The 20,817-nt window shown below is 42.1% G+C and carries 16 protein-coding genes; 10 read left to right on the top strand and 6 right to left on the bottom strand.

Annotated features, from left to right (window positions below; all coding sequences use genetic code 11):
- Positions 1-35: 35 nt before the first annotated feature.
- The gene (locus ACVW2L_RS09030; protein ID WP_457127638.1) at positions 36-3,200 is read right to left on the bottom strand and encodes an amidohydrolase family protein; all 3,165 of its coding nucleotides are present in this window, start codon (positions 3,198-3,200) and stop codon (positions 36-38) included.
- A gap of 145 nt (positions 3,201-3,345) precedes the next feature.
- On the opposite strand from ACVW2L_RS09030, the gene ACVW2L_RS09025 reads away from it, so the two are divergent.
- The 9 genes from ACVW2L_RS09025 to ACVW2L_RS08985 all read left to right on the top strand — a co-directional run bounded on the left by ACVW2L_RS09025 (position 3,346) and on the right by ACVW2L_RS08985 (position 13,607).
- Positions 3,346-5,232, top strand: a complete 1,887-nt coding sequence (locus ACVW2L_RS09025; protein WP_457127637.1) for a RecQ family ATP-dependent DNA helicase — start codon at positions 3,346-3,348, stop codon at positions 5,230-5,232.
- 207 nt (positions 5,233-5,439) lie between these two features.
- Complete coding sequence (locus ACVW2L_RS09020; protein ID WP_457127636.1) at positions 5,440-6,057, top strand: GIN domain-containing protein; 618 nt, start codon at positions 5,440-5,442, stop codon at positions 6,055-6,057.
- 172 nt (positions 6,058-6,229) lie between these two features.
- On the top strand, positions 6,230-6,955 hold the full coding sequence (locus tag ACVW2L_RS09015) for a head GIN domain-containing protein (protein ID WP_457127635.1): 726 nt from the start codon (positions 6,230-6,232) through the stop codon (positions 6,953-6,955).
- Between the two features lie 151 nt (positions 6,956-7,106).
- Positions 7,107-8,456: a trigger factor gene (tig, locus tag ACVW2L_RS09010; RefSeq protein WP_457127634.1), complete on the top strand. Its 1,350-nt coding sequence runs from the start codon at positions 7,107-7,109 to the stop codon at positions 8,454-8,456.
- Between the two features lie 240 nt (positions 8,457-8,696).
- Entirely contained in the window at positions 8,697-9,428 is a 732-nt protein-coding gene (locus ACVW2L_RS09005) for an ATP-dependent Clp protease proteolytic subunit (RefSeq protein WP_457127633.1), read from the top strand.
- Between the two features lie 139 nt (positions 9,429-9,567).
- Positions 9,568-10,806, top strand: coding sequence for an ATP-dependent Clp protease ATP-binding subunit ClpX (clpX, locus tag ACVW2L_RS09000; protein ID WP_457127632.1), 1,239 nt, complete (start codon positions 9,568-9,570; stop codon positions 10,804-10,806).
- Positions 10,807-10,894: 88 nt separating this feature from the next.
- Complete coding sequence (locus tag ACVW2L_RS08995) at positions 10,895-11,749, top strand: AMP nucleosidase (RefSeq protein ID WP_457127631.1); 855 nt, start codon at positions 10,895-10,897, stop codon at positions 11,747-11,749.
- A 135-nt stretch (positions 11,750-11,884) separates the two neighbouring features.
- Positions 11,885-13,246: a pyridoxal-phosphate dependent enzyme gene (locus ACVW2L_RS08990; protein ID WP_457127630.1), complete on the top strand. Its 1,362-nt coding sequence runs from the start codon at positions 11,885-11,887 to the stop codon at positions 13,244-13,246.
- A 46-nt stretch (positions 13,247-13,292) separates the two neighbouring features.
- The gene (locus ACVW2L_RS08985; protein ID WP_457127629.1) at positions 13,293-13,607 is read left to right on the top strand and encodes an NTF2 fold immunity protein; all 315 of its coding nucleotides are present in this window, start codon (positions 13,293-13,295) and stop codon (positions 13,605-13,607) included.
- On the opposite strand, the gene ACVW2L_RS08980 is transcribed toward ACVW2L_RS08985, so the two are convergent.
- From ACVW2L_RS08980 to ACVW2L_RS08965, 4 genes are all read right to left on the bottom strand, one after another.
- Positions 13,594-13,965 carry a DMT family protein gene (locus ACVW2L_RS08980; RefSeq protein ID WP_457127628.1) on the bottom strand — a complete coding sequence of 124 codons (372 nt, stop codon included), beginning with the start codon at positions 13,963-13,965 and terminating at the stop codon, positions 13,594-13,596. The genes ACVW2L_RS08985 and ACVW2L_RS08980 overlap by 14 nt on opposite strands.
- 56 nt (positions 13,966-14,021) lie before the next feature.
- Positions 14,022-15,500, bottom strand: a complete 1,479-nt coding sequence (locus ACVW2L_RS08975) for a glycosyltransferase family 39 protein (protein ID WP_457127627.1) — start codon at positions 15,498-15,500, stop codon at positions 14,022-14,024.
- Between the two features lie 293 nt (positions 15,501-15,793).
- A complete protein-coding gene (gene murA, locus ACVW2L_RS08970; protein WP_457127626.1) occupies positions 15,794-17,101 on the bottom strand; it encodes a UDP-N-acetylglucosamine 1-carboxyvinyltransferase in 1,308 nt (435 codons plus the stop codon).
- An 84-nt stretch (positions 17,102-17,185) separates the two neighbouring features.
- Positions 17,186-17,929, bottom strand: a complete 744-nt coding sequence (locus ACVW2L_RS08965) for a DUF4290 domain-containing protein (RefSeq protein WP_457127625.1) — start codon at positions 17,927-17,929, stop codon at positions 17,186-17,188.
- Positions 17,930-18,174: 245 nt separating this feature from the next.
- Between ACVW2L_RS08965 and ACVW2L_RS08960 the strand changes: the two genes are divergently transcribed.
- Complete coding sequence (locus tag ACVW2L_RS08960) at positions 18,175-19,272, top strand: mandelate racemase/muconate lactonizing enzyme family protein (RefSeq protein ID WP_457127624.1); 1,098 nt, start codon at positions 18,175-18,177, stop codon at positions 19,270-19,272.
- 88 nt (positions 19,273-19,360) lie between these two features.
- On the opposite strand, the gene ACVW2L_RS08955 is transcribed toward ACVW2L_RS08960, so the two are convergent.
- Positions 19,361-20,731, bottom strand: coding sequence for a dipeptidase (locus ACVW2L_RS08955; RefSeq protein WP_457127623.1), 1,371 nt, complete (start codon positions 20,729-20,731; stop codon positions 19,361-19,363).
- Positions 20,732-20,817 lie beyond the last annotated feature (86 nt).

Genomic DNA, 20,817 nt, shown 5'->3' with positions numbered 1-20,817 from the left:
TTGCATAGGGAACGCATATTTTTTGCAACACTCCATTAATCACTGCTGTCACTGGTGTACTGATAGGTTTCTTTATTGTTAACTGGTAATACAATGCCGCTGCCATGGCCTTGTTGCCACCAAAAGTTCATGCGTAATTTATTGCCGCTGCCCGTTTCATTCATGGTCTCTGCATCATATAAGCGCCCGTTTACCATCACATACTTAATGTTATCGCTGTTGCGGATATCATCCAATGGGTTTTGGTTCATGATGACCAGATCAGCCAGTTTGCCCTTCTCTAATGATCCTATCTCTTTATCCATGCCAAGGTAGGCTGCGCCGTTGATAGTCGCACTACGCAGCACCTGCATTGGCGACATACCGCCCTGGGCCAGCATCCACAGTTCCCAATGCGCACCCAAACCCTGCAACTGCCCATGCGAGCCTAAGTTGATTTTGGTGCCGCCATCGCTTATCTGCTTAACATATTTTGACACCTCTATATGGCCATAATCGCCGTACTCAGCCGTACCCCGTCTCCGTGACCGCGAATCAACAATAGATGGTGGCACATAAGTAAGGAGCCTGTCGTTCTTCCAAACCTCTGTGCGGTCATACCAATAGTTCTCGCCAAACTGGGTGCCATAGGCAACAATAAGGGTAGGTGTATAGCCCGTTTTGCTGCCGTTCCAAAGCGCTTTAACATCCTTGTAAACCGGCCAAACGGGTATATTATGTTCAATACCGGTGTGGCCGTCCAGTATCATGTTCATATTGGTAAAATAGGTTGAACCTCCTTCGGGCACAACTTCAAGTTGCAGCAAACGGGCCGCCTCAATTACCTGCTGCCGCTGTTCACGGCGCGGCTGATTATAGCTCTTGACAGAAAATGCACCAACTGCCTTTAGCCTTCGCAGGTGCGATAGGGCATCATCAAGGCTGTTTATAACGGCTTTAAAATCACCGTCTGCGCCATATAATATTGTTCCTGTGGTATACACCCTTGGGCCAACCATATTGCCCGCTTTTAGCATTTCAGATTGGCTCAGGGCCATTTCTGTATTGCTTGATGGATCGTGAGCGGTGGTTACGCCATAAGCCAAATTGGCGTAGTAACTCCAATCCTGCTGCGGGTTTATACCATCCGGGCTTGGGTTTAAATGGGCGTGTACATCCACAAGGCCGGGGATAATGGTCTTACCCGATACATCATAAACCTTTGCGTCAGCCGGCACCTGTACTTCAGCTGCTTTGCCCACAGCTACAATTTTATTCTGATCTATCAGGATAACCCCGTTCTCTATCACCTCGTCGCCCTTCATGGTAATAATGCGCGCATTGGTAAATGCTATTTTGCCTTGGGGTAGGTCGGTCTTTAGTTTCAGGCCAATATCAACTCCTATGGTATCAATCGGTGGGGTTTTGTCAGTACCGCCCTCAGCAAACGGGAACGCATTCCTAATGTCGCGGGTAAAGTACCTCGGTCCCAGGCTCCACATCAACCTTTGACTATCCTTGCTCCAATGGATATAAGTGCCTGCATCGCGGGTTAGCTTGTTTAGGGGTAGAGCTTTGTTAGTAGCAGAAAGTTCCTGCGGGCTGCCGGTGTTAACCATGGGGGTTAAATAGCAGTTAAACAGCTCTGTAAAAGCCATCCACTTCCCATCCGGGCTTGGCGCGAACTGAGTAGCGTACTTCGAGGTGTAAAGTGTTTGCTGACGTGCACCGCTAACATCCATAACCTTAAAAACCTTATTGCCGTTCTCTGTGGTTTGATAATAGATCTTGCTGTCATCCGCAGAGAACTGTGCGTTTATACCCACCTTGCTTATGAGTTGGGGTTGCCCACCTTTAACCGGCATAATATAAACCCCGGGATTGCCGCCAAACGCAAAGCCCAAAACCTCACTGCCCACGCCTTTGCGGTAGATTAATTTATCGCCTTTATTAGAAAACCTTGGCGTATAATAAAAACCTTTTTCTGTAGTGATACGCGTTACCTGCTTAGTGGCCAGGTCAATGCTGTTTATTGCGCCTTTAAGCTCGTCGCTCCATGATACATAAACAAGCGACTTGCCATCCGGACTAAAAGATGGATCATATTGAAAATCCTTTAAAGTATCTATTCTTACCGGCTCGCCTTTGGGCAATTCCTTTATATAAATATAGCCAGCTGCGCTAAACGCCACGAACTTGCCATCCGGCGAGGTGGTAAGCTGCCTTATCATTTTCGGCGTAAACTCTTCCTGGTAAACCTTTTGCTGGAAATGAAGCGCGTCGGTAATTGTTTGGGTTGATGTTACCTCAAAAGGGATCTGGGATGTAGTAGCAGCATCTATATCCAGGTTCCATATTTTCCCCTTAGCATAAAATATAATGTGTTTGCCGTCCGGAGTCCAGTTAAAATTTGGGTAAGTGCCGAAAATGGCCCAGGTTTCCTGCTGGTCGTGCGATAGGTCATCATAAACAGGCCATTCCTCTGCCGTTCCCAAGTCGCGCAGATATAAAACTGACTTTAACCGCGACCGCTTTACAAATGCCATCAACTTACCATCCGGCGACAATTGTGGGCGACATGCGCCGCCGGTACCGCCTGTTACCGTTTCAATGTCGCCTGTTGTTCTATCAAGTCGCTTTATAGCATAAATACCCCCATAGGGATCCTTGTTATATTGAAATGTCGGCCCGGGGGTTACATCCTCACTCCAATAAACATAATTCCCATCGGGCGAGACAATAGGTTCTCCCGCATCCTGCTGGTCGTTTTTGCGTTTGGTTAACTGCACGCCTTCGCCACCGGTTTTGTGATAAAGCCACATTTCGCCTGCGCCTAATGAGCGGGTACCTGTAAAATGTTTACGCGCAACCAAGTATTGCCCGTCAGGCGTCCATGATGCGTTATTTAATAATCTAAAAGTTTCTTTAGTAACTGCGTGTTTATTGCTGCCATCGGCGTTCATTATCCATATGTTATCACCGCCATCCCTGTCGCTTGTGAAAGAGATGAATTTACCATCAGGGCTAAAACGTGGCTGCACCTCCCATGATTTGCCGCCCGAAAGCAGGGTTGCTTTGCCGCCCGCAATTGGTATAGTATATATATCACCAAGCAGATCAAAGGCAATACTTTTACCGTCAGCACTAACATCCACATTCATCCATGTACCTTCATCAGTAGTGATAGTAACTTTTTTTGAGGTACCCGGCGGATTTTCCACATTCCATTTGGTTTGGGCGGTGGCGGAAAGAGAAATAGCAATACAGAACAATATATAAAGGCAGTATCTTCATCGTTTCTTATTTATAGCTGCTAAGTTAAAACTATTGATACATTTTAATAGTTTTGAAGGCACCACAAATAAAATGACCATTCAACAAATCCTTAAAACCTATTGGAACCACGACAGCTTCCGCCCAATGCAGGAAGACATTATCCAATCGGTTTTGTTGGGTTATGATACATTGGCGCTGCTGCCAACAGGGGGCGGCAAATCGGTATGTTTCCAGGTTCCGGCTATGGCCAAAGCGGGGATCTGTATTGTAGTGTCTCCGTTGATAGCTTTAATGAAAGATCAGGTGGAGAATTTGAAGGCTAAAGGCATAGACGCTATAGCTATCGTATCGGGCATGGGTAAACGCGAAGTAGATATTGCGTTGGATAATTGCATATATAGCGGTGTTAAGTTCCTGTATCTTTCGCCCGAACGTTTGTTATCTGAATTGGTTCGCGAGCGGATCAGGTATATGAATGTCAATCTCTTTGCGGTTGACGAGGCGCATTGTATCTCCCAATGGGGATACGATTTCAGGCCGCCGTATTTGCATATAGCAGACCTGCGCGAACTGCATCCACATGTACCCGTTTTGGCGCTAACAGCAACGGCCACGCTGGAGGTAAGGGAAGACATTCAGCAAAAACTTCTTTTTAAAAATCCCGCTGTTTTTACCAAGAGTTTTGAGCGCAAGAATATTGCCTACGTTGTGCGGCAGGATGAAGATAAACTTCGCAAACTGCTCGAAGTTGTAAATAATGTTAAAGGCAGCGGAATTGTTTATGTGCAAACACGGCGGGAATGCGCTGAATTAGTGCGTTTTTTAATGGATAACCACGTAAAGGCCGATATGTACCATGCCGGACTAACACCTGATGAGCGCGCGAAAAAACAAGAAAGCTGGAAGAGTAACCAAACGCGGGTTATAGTTGCTACTAACGCCTTTGGGATGGGAATTGATAAGCCAGACGTTAGGTTTGTTGTGCACAAGGATGTACCACAAAGTTTAGAAGCTTATTATCAAGAAGCAGGCAGGGGGGGGCGAGATGAATTTAAAGCCTACGCTGTATTGCTCTATAACCAGGCGGATAGGTTTAAAATGCTGAAAAAGTTTGAGTTGAGTTTCCCCTCTGTAGACGAAATTAAGAAAGTATATAATCATTTAGGCAGTTACTACCATATAGCTTTTAGTGCAGGAGCAGGCGTAAGCTTTGATTTAGATCTTGGCGATTTTTGCTCACGTTTTAAATTGGATGTTATAAAAACGCTCAATGCTTTAAAGTTTTTAGAAAAAGATGAATACATCAGCTTTAACGAATGTGCTTTTTTGCCTTCCCGTTTTCGGTTTGACGTGGATCACGAAACGCTGTATAACTTTCAGATCCAAAACCAGGGTTGGGATGCTTTTATAAAATCGATCTTAAGATCATACGGCGGAGCATTTGAAAGTTATGTAAGCCTGAGGGAGTTTGATATCTCCCGGCGAAGCGGCCTCAGCGTTCAGCAGGTTATTGAAGGGCTTAAGCAATTAGCAGAATATGGACTGGTAAACTATTTTCCGCAAAATGATCAACCACAGTTAACTTTTATAAAGCCACGGCAGCAAACGCTTTACATTAACAAAGTTTATATAGAAGAGCGCAAAGCTTTGTATCAACGTAAGATGGAAGCAGTTTTTGCATACGCATCGCACAAGCAATGTCGCAGTCAGCTTTTATTAGCTTATTTTGATGAGCCGGGCGCAGGTAAATGCGGAGTATGTGATGTTTGTTTGGAAGAGAAGAGAAAGTATTCTGCAGCCGACATGAGGGATGAAATTACAAATGATATTGCTCAATTGCTTAGTGATTCACCAACAGACCTTGATACTTTGGTGAGCTCAATTAAAAATGGCAGCGAAAAAGAAATACTTGACACCATCAGGCTCTTATTGGATGCCGGAAAAATAAGGTTCAACGGAGAAAAATACTATCTGTAACCAGGCAAGACTGCTCTTTTTACGGTCAAATTCTACCTGAAACAATCCTTTTCCTAAAAAATTCGCCGACGTATTTCACGCGTTCACCGAGAAAAACCCGCACGTTGTCTAATATACACTATCTGGCTGTAACGTTTTTCGGATGAGGTCGTCATATGGGTGTATTTAAAAATAATAAAAAGCATTACACTCAAAATATTTAAGACAATGAAAACTAAAGTTTTAACCCTGATAACATTAGTAACTTTAACTATAGCTACTACAAGCGCAACTTTTGCCAACACAAAAACTAACAACAACGTTACAGTTTTAGGCAACGTTAAACCAATTACAAGCATTGAAGCACACGGTAATGTTGAGATCCATATTACCAATGGTGATAAAGATGGCGTAAAGGTATTTGACGAATACTATAACCAAAATGCACTGATCCAAAATGAAAACGGCGTTTTACGTGTATCATCTTACAAAGCCGAAAAATTGGTAATAGAAATAACAGTTACTGATCTGCGCGCCATCTCTGCATCTGATAACGTAATTGTTAAATCTTTTGGAAGATTTTCGTCGCTTGACCTGGCAGTAGAGTTAAACAACAACGCAATTGCTGAGCTTAACGTCGATGCGTTTGCTGCAAAGTTCACTATAAATGATCGTGCAAAAGCCGACATTAGCGGAACAATTGATGACTACCAACTTAACTACAGTCGCTCATCAACTGTAAACAGAACATACCTGGCAACAACAAACCGTATCGAAAAAATAACTACCCCACTGCCACAATCAGTAGTAGCTATGTCTGATACTTTAAGTATTGCCAGCCTTTAATATCACTTTTGCAAAAGTTCAATATATATTCCACTAAAAGCTGCCTGTTAACGGGCAGCTTTTTTTACCTTTTAGGTAAACGTTGTATATCTTTATATAAAAAATCCTCGCCCGTCATCTCAACAAACATTAGCGACTAACAAACGTTGAGTTTGAACTATAACTTACCTATATGAAAACACGCTACAAATCTATCTGCATAATATTTTTCTCGGTCTTAATAATCGCAATACATAGCTGCAAAACAGGATGTATTGAGGGTTCGGGGAAAGAGGCGACGGATAAACGAAAGGTTGCCGAGTTTACAAAGCTGGATATTGCCGGAAGCTTTAATGTTACCCTCGTTCAGGACAGTTCTAACTCGGTTACCATAACTTCCGACGATAACATTATAAGCATTGTTAAAACAGATATGAGCGGAGATAAATTAAAGATATCCACGGATAACAAAAATATATGCAGCTCAAAAGAAATTACTATAACTATCGGCGTTCGAAACCTTAAAGCCATTTCTGCCTCCGGAGCGGTTGAAATAGCTTCAAGTGGCCGTCTTAACCTGGGCGATCTGGATCTTGATTTATCAGGGGCCACAAAAGTAAACCTGGATGTTGCAGCATCAAATATTGAAACGAATGGAAGTGGTGTAAATGAGATTACCTTAAAGGGTCAGGCCAGCTCACACACCATTGAGTTAAGCGGCAGCGGAAGCCTGCATGCATTTGATTTAGTGGTTGGCAACTACTCAATAGAGACATCCGGCCAAAGCGATTGCGAGATCAATGTGTTAAGTCAACTAAATATCCATAGTACAGGTGCCAGCGATATCAAATATAAAGGAAGCCCTGCAACGATAAAGAAAAGCAAAACGGGTGCATTATCACTTACTAAAGTAGAATAATCATATAAAAGTATTTGATACTCATAGCGCATTACGATATGGAAGTGTATGTAAATTCTTAAAAATAAATTCCTATTTTTGCGCCTCGAAATTTTGACGATGCATGAGCGTCGGACCTAAATTTCGGGGCGTTTAATTTAAAATACCGAACATGAATATTTCACAGGAAAAGATCGATAACCTGAATGCAGTTTTAAAAATTAATATTGACCCTGCCGATTATCAGCAGCGTGTTGACAAATCAATAAAAGACCAAGCCAAAAAAGCCAAATTGCCCGGTTTTCGTCCGGGTATGGTGCCACCGGCCCATATCAAAAAAATGTATGGCAAAAGCATCCTGGTTGATGAGATCAATAACCTGTTATCTGATACATTAAACAACTATATCACCGAGCAAAATATAGAAGTTTTAGGCCAGCCGTTACCTAAAGTTGACGAAGCAAAAGAATATAACTGGGATTTTAATGACCAGTTTGAGTTTAACTATGAGATTGGTTTGGCTCCTGCGTTTGATCTTGATTTTTCTTCAAAAGATACGTTAACACAATACGTTATTAAAGTTGACGAGACTACTTTAGCAGAACGTATCAAAAATATCCGTCGTAGCTATGGCAAGATGACAAATCCTGACGTATCGGCAGATGATGACGTGCTTTATGCGCAGTTAGTGCAGCTTTCTCCGGATGGTTCTGTTTTTGATGAAGGCATTATAAATACAACATCTGTACGTTTAGACCAGATAAAAGATGAGGCCGTTAAAACTTCATTAATTGGTTTGAAAAAAGATGATGAATTGACTTTTGATATTCAGAAAGCTTATGATAACGATGCGGTAAAAATCGCGGCTATTTTAGGTATTGACGAAGCAGAAGCAGAGCAGGTTAAATCAAACTTCAAGCTAACTGTTAAAAACATTAACCGTTTAGAAGAGGGTGATTTGAACCAGGAGTTCTTTGACAAATTATTTGGTGCAGGTACCGTAACAGACGAAGCCGGTTTCAGAGCAAAAATTACTGAGGAGCTGGAAAGCATGATGCAGCAAGATGCTGAACGCAAATTGCAAAACGATATCTACAACTACAGCCTTGAAAAAGTAAATTTTGAATTGCCTGATGAGTTTTTAAAGCGTTGGTTAAAAGCAACCAACGAAAAACTGACCGAAGAAGAATTGCAAGGTGGTTATGCAGATTTTGCTAAGAACCTTAAGTGGACCTTGATAGAAAACAGAATAATTAAGGATAACAAACTCGAGATAAAATACGAGGAGGTTTTAGCAGCGGCAAAAGTAAGTCTTGATGCACAGTTCAGGATGTATAGCCCACAGGCGCTTACAGACGAGCAGTTAAGCCAGTACGCCGTGCAGTACCTGCAAAATAAAGAGAATGCCAATAAAGTATTTGAAGAAGTAAAAGCGCTTAAAACTATTGATTACATAAAAAGCGTAATTACTTTAGATAATAAGGAGATTACCTATGATGCGTTTAAGGAATTAGCGCAATAAGTAATTTTAACAAATATTTTAAGCAAAGGCATCTCGAAAGGATGCCTTTGTTGTTTAACCATGGGTTGTTGGATTAAAGGATTTTAATGTCCGCTTGTACAATTAATCTTATATGCCTTAATCCTATAAATCATGCTCTAATTTTTACTTTTAACAAACTTTATCATTAAAATAATATTCAACTAAAAACTATATTTATCGCGGCATCGCCGTAAACCCAAACAGTAAATACATATACACATGAATAGTAATCCAGATAGAAACGAATTTAGAAAATACGCTGTTAAACACCACCGCATCAGCAGCACTTACGTAGATAAATTTATAGGTCAGGTAAACCGTACGCCATCGGGTATTACAACCGTACCTGCCGTTACCGGCATGACGCCCTATATTTTAGAGGAGCGCCAGCTTAACGTTCAGGCGATGGATGTTTTCTCACGCTTGATGATGGATCGCATTATATTTTTAGGCGATGCCATTTATGATCAAAACGCTAATATTATACAGGCGCAGCTGCTTTTCTTACAATCTGCAGATGCCAAACGCGATATCCAGATCTACATCAATTCTCCGGGCGGATCTGTATACGCAGGCTTAGGCATTTATGATACCATGCAGTTAATCTCAAATGATGTTGCAACTATCTGTACAGGCATGGCTGCTTCAATGGGCGCGGTATTACTCTGTGCAGGTGCCGAGGGTAAACGTGCAGCGTTACCACATTCGCGTGTAATGATCCATCAGCCATCTGGCGGCGCGCAAGGGCAGCAATCTGATATTGAAATATCATATCACGAGATTACCAAATTGAAGAAAGAATTATACCAGATCATTGCAGATCATAGCGGTGCATCATATGAAAAAGTACATGACGCATCTGATCGTGATTACTGGATGACCTCTGAAGAAGCCAAAGAATTTGGTATGATAGATGAGATTTTAAAAGGAGCTAAAACAAAATCAAAGTAATTTGATTAATAGTGAATAGGTTATAATGTTGATTAAGTGAATGATTAGACCAATCGTTCTCTTAATCAACCTTTACCACTTACTCATCAATTGCTTTATACCAACCAATTGTTTAACTTTGTTATCATTATAAATCACAATGAATAAAAACAGCAAAGAAATAAGGTGTTCATTCTGCGGCGCAGGCAAGCAGGACTCCCTTATGCTGATAGCAGGGCTTGATGCACACATTTGTGATAAATGTGTTAACCAGGCTAATGAAATATTAGCCGAGGAACTGAAGGTGCGTAAAGTAAAAACTTCATCGTCCACCCCGGCAATATTAAAACCAGCCGAGATAAAAGCTCACCTTGATCAATATGTTATAGGTCAGGATGATGCAAAGAAAATTTTGTCGGTTGCTACTTACAATCACTACAAAAGGCTTAACCAGCGGATAGATAAAGACGAGGTTGAGATAGAAAAATCAAACATCATAATGGTGGGCGAGACAGGTACCGGCAAAACGCTTTTAGCTAAAACATTGGCTAAAGTGCTTAACGTACCGTTTTGTATTTGCGATGCCACTGTTTTAACGGAAGCCGGCTATGTTGGCGAGGATGTTGAGAGTATTTTAACCCGCCTTTTACAATCAGCTGATTACGATGTTGCTATGGCCGAAAGAGGCATGGTTTATATTGATGAAGTTGATAAGATTGCACGTAAAAGCGATAATGCTTCTATAACACGTGATGTATCTGGCGAGGGTGTGCAACAGGCATTATTAAAAATATTGGAAGGAACAATGGTTAATGTACCACCTCAGGGCGGCCGTAAACATCCCGACCAAAAAATGATCACTGTAAATACCAGCAACATATTGTTTATATGCGGTGGCGCATTTGACGGCATTGATAGAAAAATTGCTAACCGTTTACGCACACAAACTGTTGGTTACAAGTTAAAAGGTAACGAGGCAGAGCTTGATCTTAAAAACCTGTATAAGTATATTACTCCGCAGGATTTGAAATCATTTGGTTTGATACCTGAACTGATAGGCCGCTTGCCGGTGTTAACTTACCTTAATCCGCTTGACAGGGAGGCCCTGTTTAATATCCTTACTGAACCTAAAAACTCATTATTAAAGCAGTACAAAAAATTGTTTGAATATGAGGGCGTTAAACTTGATTTTGAGGATGACGTGTTAGAGTTTATTGTAGATAAAGCGATGGAATTTAAATTAGGTGCGCGTGGTTTACGCTCTATTTGTGAGGCAATTATGATAGATGCTATGTTTGAGTTCCCTTCGAAAAAGGACATCAAAAAGCTGACCATAACCGTTGACTACGCGAGAGAAAAATTTGAAAAGTCTGACCTTAAAAAGTTAAAAGTGGCTTAACAAAACGTGAATAAGCTACGGCTATATTTATTGCAATATTAAATGAACCCCGGCTATAGTCGGGGTTTGTTGTTAAAAAAGAGATGTTATGAACGAAGAATTAGACGTAAAAAAGGTGGGAACGACCCAGCCAAAGGTAAAAGAAGTAACAAGCCCTGTAAGGGCCGGATTAAAAACGAAAGAGGCCATTGTAACCAACTGGCTACCGCGTTATACGGGCCGCCCATTGGAGGCGTTTGGGGACTACGTTATCCTCACCAACTTTTCAAAGTACATTCAGCTATTTTCTGAATGGAATGATAATGCCCCGATTATGGGTTTAGATAAGCCGATGCAAAGCGTTACTGCTAATGGCATTACCATCATTAATTTTGGGATGGGTAGTTCGGTTGCTGCTACAGTAATGGATCTGCTTACCGCCATCCACCCAAAAGCTGTAATATTTTTAGGTAAATGCGGCGGCTTAAAGCGCAAGAATAATGTGGGTGATTTGATACTTCCGATAGCTGCTATAAGAGGCGAGGGGACCTCCAATGATTATTTACCCGCCGAGGTGCCTGCGCTGCCGTCCTTCGCGCTGCAAAAAGCGATATCAACTACCATTCGCGATTTTTCATTGGATTACTGGACCGGTACCTGTTATACCACCAACCGCAGGGTTTGGGAGCACGATAAAGTATTTAAAAAATACTTAAAGCAATTGCGGGCTATGGCGGTAGATATGGAAACGGCTACTATTTTTACAACTGGCTTCGCTAACAAGATCCCTACAGGAGCGTTGTTACTGGTGTCTGACCAGCCGATGATACCTGAAGGCGTTAAGACCAGCGAAAGCGACTCGAAAGTTACCGGATCATATGTAGAAACGCATTTAAAGGTAGGTATAGAATCGCTTAAACAACTTATAAATAATGGATTAACAGTTAAGCACTTAAGGTTTTAAGGTGATCAGCTGAGTAGTTGATTGATTTAAGTGGTTGATAAAGCCATATTAAATTGGCAATTCATCTTACTCATCGACTAACTTGAAAAATTGAGAACTACTTACAGCGTTAACTTAATTAATTAATCAACCAACATGTGGCATAACAATATACTCGAAACCATAGGCAATACACCGCTGGTTAAACTGAATAAAATAGCTAAAGATATACCGGCAACGGTATTGGCGAAAATAGAAACCACTAACCCCGGTAACTCTATTAAGGACCGTATGGCGCTTAAAATGATTGAGGATGCCGAAAAAAGTGGTAAGCTTAAACCCAACGGTACCATAATTGAAGGTACATCCGGCAACACAGGTATGGGTTTGGCCATTGCAGCGGTGATAAAAGGCTATAAATGTATTTTCACCAGTACAGATAAGCAATCAAAGGAAAAGTTTGACGCTTTGCGTGCCTTTGGTGCCGAAGTTATTGTTTGCCCAACCAATGTTGACCCTGAAGATCCGCGCTCATATTATTCGGTATCATCTCGCTTAGAGCGCGAGGTACCTAATTCATGGAAGCCTAATCAATATGATAACCTGTCTAACAGCCAGGCGCATTATGAGTCTACAGGCCCTGAGATTTGGGAGCAAACCGAAGGCAAGGTAACGCACGTTATTGCCGGGGTAGGCACCGGCGGTACCTTATCTGGCATAGCTAAGTATTTAAAGGAGAAAAACCCCGCTATACAGATATTGGGTATTGATACTTATGGCTCTGTATTTAAAAAGTACAAAGAGACCGGCATATTTGATAAAAACGAGATCTACCCCTATATCACAGAGGGAATAGGCGAAGACTTTTTGCCGGCTAACGTTGATTTTAGCCTGATTGACCATTTCGAAAAGGTAACTGATAAAGATGCTGCGTTAATGACCCGCGAAGTGGCCCGCAAAGAAGGTATTTTTGTGGGTAATTCAACAGGATCTGCTGTGGCGGGTTTGCTGCAGATGAAGGACAGGTTTAAAGCAGGCGATGTTGTTGTTATCATTTTTCCTGATCATGGTACCCGTTATTTGGGTAAAATGTATAACGATGACTGGCTACGCGATCGTGGTTTCCTGAAAGATGAAAAGCTGACCGCCCGAGATATCATCCGAAAAAAAGAAAGTGTTGAGATAGTTACTATTGATATTGAAAAAACGGTTTTAGAAGCCATCAATACCATTAAGTCGCTCAATATATCGCAAATACCGGTTACGCAGCAAGGTATGGTGATAGGCAAAATAACAGAGAGTGATATTTTGAATGCACTGCTTGAAAACCCTTCTTTAAAATCTCAATCTGTTAAAAATATAACCACCGCACCGTTCCCGTTTGTTGACCTAAATGCCTCTATCGATAAAATATCAGGTATGATCAATAAAGATAATATAGCCGTTTTGGTTGAGGATGAAGCGGGTAAAATTGAGATTATTACACAGTACGATATTATAAACGCAATATCTTTATAGTTGCGAAATGTAAAAGGCTTTTTTTGTGTCCGTAATAAATTTGATAATGAATTTTAAGTTTTTAATTATTTCGTTATTCGTGTTTATTTCTTGCCAGGAAAAACATGATAAATTGGGAATAGAAACTGCCAGAAAACAGCTAAAGGAGGCGCTAACTGAGCGGGCACCAAATTTTAATTTAGTAAAAAAAGCACTCAAAAACGAACAAGCAGCTATAGCAGTTGCTGAACCGATTTTATTCAAGGGTTATGGAAAAAAGCAAATTGAAAGTGAAAGGCCTTACGAGGTCTATTTAATCAATAATTACTGGGTTATTAACGGCACTCTTCCTATGGGATGGGATCCACTCACCATTTCTTAAATATCACAAAAACGGCCAAAACTATCAGCGCGAAACCGACCAAATGGTTCCAGGCAAATTTTTCTGTTTTGAAGAATATGATAGAGAAGATCATGAAGATGGTGAGTGTTATAGCCTCCTGAATTGTTTTTAGCTGTACTAAGCTGTAGGGGCCGCCATCGCCTTTAAAACCGGCGCGGTTAGCGGGCACCTGAAAAACATATTCAAAAAATGCCAGTCCCCAGCTGATGAAGATAATGGAGATAAGGCCCAGATTTTTACCCCAATCATAATCCTTAAACTTTAAATGCCCATACCAGGCAAACGTCATAAAGGTGTTTGATATGATCAAAAAAATGATGGTCTTAAGTCCCCGCATAGTGCGCTAAAATAAAAAATCATCTTCATATCTGCACATCCGCAAATTTGCATGTTTTACCATGTCTTTGCTTTGATAAAACGTTGGTGGTAACACTGGTAAAACTCGGATTTGGGCTCTAATAAGTATATATCAGTACCCTTTTCGCGGGCGTAGGTGTTAGTAACGCTATCCAGTTTTACGTGGCCCTTTAACATGTCTTTGTAGTAGATCATATCATCATCGCCGGTATCGCTCACATATATCACATATTTGGCATTAATTTGTGGCGGAGCCCATAGCGAGAAACTGCTGGCCAGGCTAACGGGTAGCGGTAAATTGTACCGCTTGCCTAAATGGCGTAAAGCGCCGGCTTCGCCGTAATTGGTTGTAAAAATAATGGTTTCGCGCTGCTTGTGGGGGCTGAAGCTGCTGTAATTATCTGCCACTTTTTTTGTCATTTCATCCCAGCCTAACATATCGGCATAATCTTGCGTGGTGGCGTGGTGCTGCCGGTCCTCCCACACCGTAACAGACTTGAGTACTTCGGTATGTTTATTAATATAATCAAAGAAACTTAACGTGCGTTTAAATGATAATACAGGCAAAACTATAGGCAACAGTATTAAATTAGGAATAATGAAAACCAGCAATATAGCGATGCGTAAAGGCAGGATAGCTTTTATCCACCTATCAAACCCAAAGCCCCCGGCGGCAAATAGCATAGGGTAGGCCCCAAATAGATAATAGGCCTTTCCGTTCATATCCATTAAAAAGAAAAAGATAAGCAGGTAGGCAAATGCTAAAAATTGAAACTTGCGCAGCTTGAAGGAGAATAGCAGAAAGAAAAAACCTGTAAGCCATAAAATAACCGCTAAACCGTGCGACATAAGTTGCTGCTTGGTAAAATCAAGCGGATGAATAAAACTTAACTGCGTTTTTTTTAGCTCGTCCATGTGCCCAAATACCGGCCAGTTGTGATGGTATTGCCATACCAGGTTGGGCAAAAATATCAGTAAAGCAAGGAGCGCAGCGCCTATTACGTGCTTGTTCAATAAAAGGCGGCGTTGTTTTGTAAATACCAGCGCCAAAATAAGCGAGCCCGCAAAAAAGGCCATAGTATACTTAGTGAGCAAGCCGATGCCAATAACCAATCCTATAAAGTACAAGTATTTAGGCGATGAGTCGTTGTTAATATAGCGCACCATTAGCCAAACCATCAATACCCACCACAATTGATCAAATACCACGGGCTGAAAAAGATAACCTGTTGCTGCAAATGAGGGCGAAAAGATAATGGCGCTGCAAGCCAATGCTATAGCAAACTTTTTACCGCCCATTTCAACAGTAAGCTTGCCTGTTAGCCACACTATTATGGCAGCGCATATAGTGGTAAATATTCGCGCCCCTACTAACGAATCGCCAAAGGCCAGGTGTGTTATTTTGGCAATAAAAGCTATAAACGGGGGGACTTCTTTATAACCCCAATCCATATGATCTGCAAGGGCCAAATGCAAAAGCTCGTCACGATGAAAACCGAACCGGGAGATAGCCATCAGATTAAGAACTATCTTAAGAAATACAAAAATCAGTATAAAATTGTTATAGCTGGCTCGTCTGTTTAAATAGGGCATGCAATTTTTGACGGTCGGTTTTGATAAAGATATATATTTAAGGTAAAAGGCGAAAAGTTTTTTAGGCCGAAAGCTAAAAGCATAAATTAAAAAACGTTTTTGGTGATGTTATCCCTCCGCAGGGGTTAAGGGCAAGTACGGACAAACCCAAAAAAACAAAAGGCGAAAAGTAGCTTTCCACCTTTCGCCTTTTACATTTCAGCTTTTTACCTCACTCAAATCCTCTTAATATCAGCCCCTAAAGCTTTTAAGCGCTTATCAATATGTTGATAGCCGCGTTCAATCTGCTCTATATTATATATGGTTGATTTACCCTGTGCAGAAAGTGCTGCTATCAATAATGATACCCCTGCACGAATGTCAGGCGACGTCATGGAGATACCGCGCAACTTAACCTGCTTATCCAAACCTATTACCGTAGCACGGTGCGGGTCGCAAAGGATGATTTGTGCTCCCATGTCCAACAGTTTGTCAACAAAGAACAACCTGCTTTCAAACATTTTTTGATGGATTAAAACAGATCCTTTTGCCTGTATGGCTACTACCAACACTATGCTCAAAAGATCGGGAGTAAAGCCCGGCCATGGCGCATCAGCAATGGTCATGATAGATCCGTCAATAAAGGTTTCTATCTCGTAATGCTCTTGTGCGGGGATAAAAATATCATCACCACGCAGCTCCATTTTAATGCCCAGGCGTTTGAATACATCAGGTATCATACCTAACTCTTTATACTGCACATCTTTAATCGTTATCTCAGAGCCCGTCATCGCGGCTAATCCTATGAACGAGCCTATCTCTATCATATCCGGCAGCATACGGTGTTCTGTACCGTGCAACTCGGTAACGCCCTCAATAGTTAGCAGGTTTGAACCTATGCCGCTGATTTTAGCACCCATGCGGTTAAGCATTTTACACAGCTGCTGCAAATAGGGCTCGCAGGCGGCATTGTAAATGGTGGTGATACCTTTAGCCAAAACAGCCGCCATTACTATGTTGGCCGTGCCGGTTACTGATGCTTCGTCCAATAAAATATAGGTGCCCTGCAGGTTTGATGCATCGACATTAAAAAAGCCGTCTTCGGGATTATAGTTAAACTTGGCGCCTAATTTTTCAAAGCCTAAAAAGTGGGTATCTAAACGCCTTCTGCCAATTTTATCGCCGCCGGGTTTGGGTATTGATGCTTTGCCGAAACGCGCCAACAGCGGGCCTACTATCATAATAGAGCCACGTAAGCTGCCACCTTTTGACTTAAAAGCCGCCGACTGGAAAAAATTCTGGTCGATGTTTTTAGCTTCAAATGTATATGTGTCAGGTTTTTGGCGCTCTACTTTTACACCCATGTCGCCTAACAGCTCAATAAGCTTGTTTACATCTTTTATATCGGGTATGTTGCTTATGGTTATCTTTTCGCTGGTAAGCAATACCGCCGAAAGTATTTGCAGTGCTTCGTTTTTAGCACCCTGTGGCGTTATTTCGCCCTTTAATGGCTTGCCGCCAATTATCTCGAAAGCGTCTTTCATTTTTGGTTCTTTATTGGTTCATTGTTCATGGTTTATGGTTCATAGTAAATTTGCTATTAACCATAAACCATGAACAATTACCTATTAATGTTTCTTCGGGCCACCGCTGTTGCGGTTGCGGTTTTGGTTATTATTGTTGTTGTTATTGTTATTAGTGCGACCGCGATTTTGGTTATTGTTGCTGCCACCGCCGCCACCACCACCACGGTTTTGCGTATTGTTGTTCCGTCCGCGGTTGTTTTGCGCTTGTACAGGCGGGCGATATTCAACTTTGCTCAAGCTTATGTTTTCGTCAACCTTTAATTCTCCTTTTGACAACGCCACCAGGTCTGCTAAAATGGTTTCATCAGCAACAGAATCTTTGTTCCACTGCACGTAAGCCATCTTCATAAAATTAGCAATGGCCTGCACCATGTGGCGCCTGCGCTCGGGCTCTTCAATGCTCTTAGCCTTTTCTATCATCATCTCAATAGTTTTGCCGTAGTGCTTGTAGCGTATGCGCTGGTTAGGGTACTTTAACGGTTCAGGCTTAATATGGATAGCATCCATTTCGGGCTTAGGGTACGGCGAATCAACATCTATCTTAAAATCAGATATAATGTGCAGGTGATCCCACAGCTTGTGTTTAAAATCAGCCACATCGCGCAAATGCGGGTTTAAAAAACCCATCAGGTCTATCACAACCTGTGCGTAGCGGTTGCGTTCTTCTTTAGTGGGTAACGCAACAATATATTTAACCATATTTTGCACGTTACGGCCATATTCCGACAGGATGAGTTTGTTCCTGGTTGAATTATAATCAAATTCAGGCATAGTATTTTGAGCCATGTTATGTTGTTTTTTTAAGAAAGTTTTAAGTTAGCCAGGCAGGTTTCCTGTTAAAAAGGCAACGTAGGCTAAAATTGAATTGTAGTACAGAAGTAGTACTGCAAATATAAGGTAATTGTTTTTAAATAAGCAAGACGGTTTTATTCAGGATTTCGAATTTCAGGATGCCGGCCCTAACTATGCAAGTTCATATTCAATATTTTAAATCCGATATTCTAACATCCGGAAATATTACCTTTACCTTTATGATCATCACCCACACCGATATATACCGCTTCAGCATCCCCATGCAGCCATTTACCATAGCCACCGGCACTATGGATTATGCTCAAAATGTATTTATACGATTGCATACAGATGCCGGGTTTTATGGGGTGGGAGAGTGTTCTGCCTTCCCGATGATCGTTGGCGAAACGCAGGAAACCTGCTTGGCTATGGCCCGCGAATTTGCGCGACTTTGGACGGGGCAGAATGCGTTGGATATACCCGCCCGCCTGCAACAACTGCATGATTTTACTTCCGGCAACACCACCATAAAAAGCGCCTTTGATATGGCCCTGTATGATATTGCAGCTAAAAACGCAGGCCTGCCGCTTTATAAGTTTTTAGGGGGTGATAAACGCGTGGTAGAAACCGATATTACCATTGGCTTAGGCACTCCCGAAGAAATGGCAGCAAAAGCGCTTGATTTTAAACGCAGCGGTGCCGGCATATTAAAGGTAAAACTGGGTAAAAAAGCTACCGAAGATGTGGAGCGCATCAGATTGATAAGAATGGCCGTTGGTAGCGATATAAAAATAAGGGTTGATGCCAACCAGGGCTGGAGTTTTGACGCCGCTGTATATGCTTTGCAGGCCATTGGGCAGTATAACATCGAGTTTTGTGAGCAGCCCATGCGCACCTGGCATAACGACCGCCTGCCCGAACTGATGCAACTATCGCCGGTTAAGATCATGGCTGATGAGAGTGTGTACAACCACCATGATGCCCGTATGCAGATCAACAGTGGCTCTTGCCATTATATTAATATCAAGATGTCAAAATCAGGCGGGATATTTGAGGCCAGGAAGATACACGATACCGCTGCCGAAAAGCACATACCCTGCATGATGGGCGGCATGTTAGAGAGCCGCATTGCACTGAGCGCCAAGCTGCACTTTGTATACGCCAGCCCTAACATTAAATTTTACGATATGGATACCTGCATGATAGGTCACCTGCAAAACCCATGCATCGGCGGCGTAAGGTTTAACGGCTACTTTTTAGATATTGACGATACCCCCGGCATTGGCGCCGATGCTGATAAAGGGTTTTTAGAGCGGTGTGAGAGATTTTCTATTTAGCCATTAGTCACTTGTCATTGGTCATCCAACCTGTTTAGTTACAATTGACCAATAACTAGTAACAAATTAATGACAATTGACTAATAACCTAACGACTCAACTCCGTAAAATACTTATGGAAAAGCGGGATTGTTTCAATGCCTTTATAGTAGTTAAAAATATCATACTTCTCGTTGGGAGAGTGCAGGGCATCGCTATCTAAACCAAAGCCCATCAGTACCGTTTTAATACCTAATTCTGCTTCAAAAAGGGCCACAATAGGTATGCTGCCGCCACCACGGGTAGGTATAGGCGCTTTACCAAAAGATTCTGTTATAGCTTTTTGTGCTGCGCGATAAGCCACACTATCAGTAGGGGTAACTACAGGCTCGCCACCGTGGTGGGGCGTAACCTTTACCTTTACGTATGGCGGAGCAATCTTCTTAAAATGATCTGTAAACAGCTGCGTTATTTTATCAGAGCCCTGGTTAGGCACCAACCGCATTGATATTTTTGCACTGGCTTTTGATGGGAGTACGGTTTTGGCACCCTCGCCAATATAGCCGCCCCAAATACCGTTTACCTCAAGGGTAGGGCGGGTGCCGGTGCGTTCAAAGGTGCTGTAACCTTTTTCACCCCATAACTCGCTTATATCCAAATCGGTTTTATATTCATTTTCATCATAAGGCGCGGCGTTTAATTCTTTGCGCTCGGCATCGGTCAAATCAATCACATCATCATAAAAACCGGGAATATTTACCTTGTTATTATCATCATGTAAAGATGCTATCATTTTAGCCAGTATGGTTGCAGGGTTAGCCACCGCACCACCATACACACCCGAGTGCAGATCGCGGTTAGGGCCGGTAACTTCTACCTCCAGATACGCCAAACCACGCAGGCCGGTCTCTAATGATGGATGCTCCATGCTTATCATGGATGTATCAGATATCAGCACAACATCGGCAGCGAGGCGCTCTTTATTAGCTTTAACAAATATGCTCAGGTTGGCAGAGCCTACTTCTTCTTCGCCCTCAATCATAAATTTAATATTGCAGGGCAGGGTATCGGTTTGCATCATCAGCTCAAAAGCTTTTACATGCATATAAAACTGACCCTTATCATCGCAGGCACCGCGGGCATATATTTTACCATCGCGCACGGTGGGTTCAAAGGGAGGGGTTTTCCATAGGTCCAGTGGGTCGGCAGGCTGCACATCGTAGTGGCCATAAACCAAAACAGTAGGTTTGGTAGGGTCTATCAATTTCTCGCCATAAACTATTGGGTAACCGGCCGTTGGGCAAACTTCAACCTTATCTGCACCGGCCTGGCGTAGCTTTTCTGCCACATAATCGGCAGTTTTTAACACATCTGCTTTAAATGCAGGGTCTGCGCTAACAGATGGGAAACGAAGCAATTCAAACAGCTCATTCAGCATGCGCTCTTTATTTTGCTCAACATATTGCTTAATAGTTTGCATAGGCATAAAATTTGAGCAAATATAGCAGGTATTTTTCTGCTTATGTAAATCTTTACCTAATTATGGCGAGGTAGTTAGCATAATGA

It is taken from the genome of Mucilaginibacter sp. HD30 (genome assembly GCF_054061755.1).
This window is presented reverse-complemented; position numbering and strand designations above follow the sequence as displayed.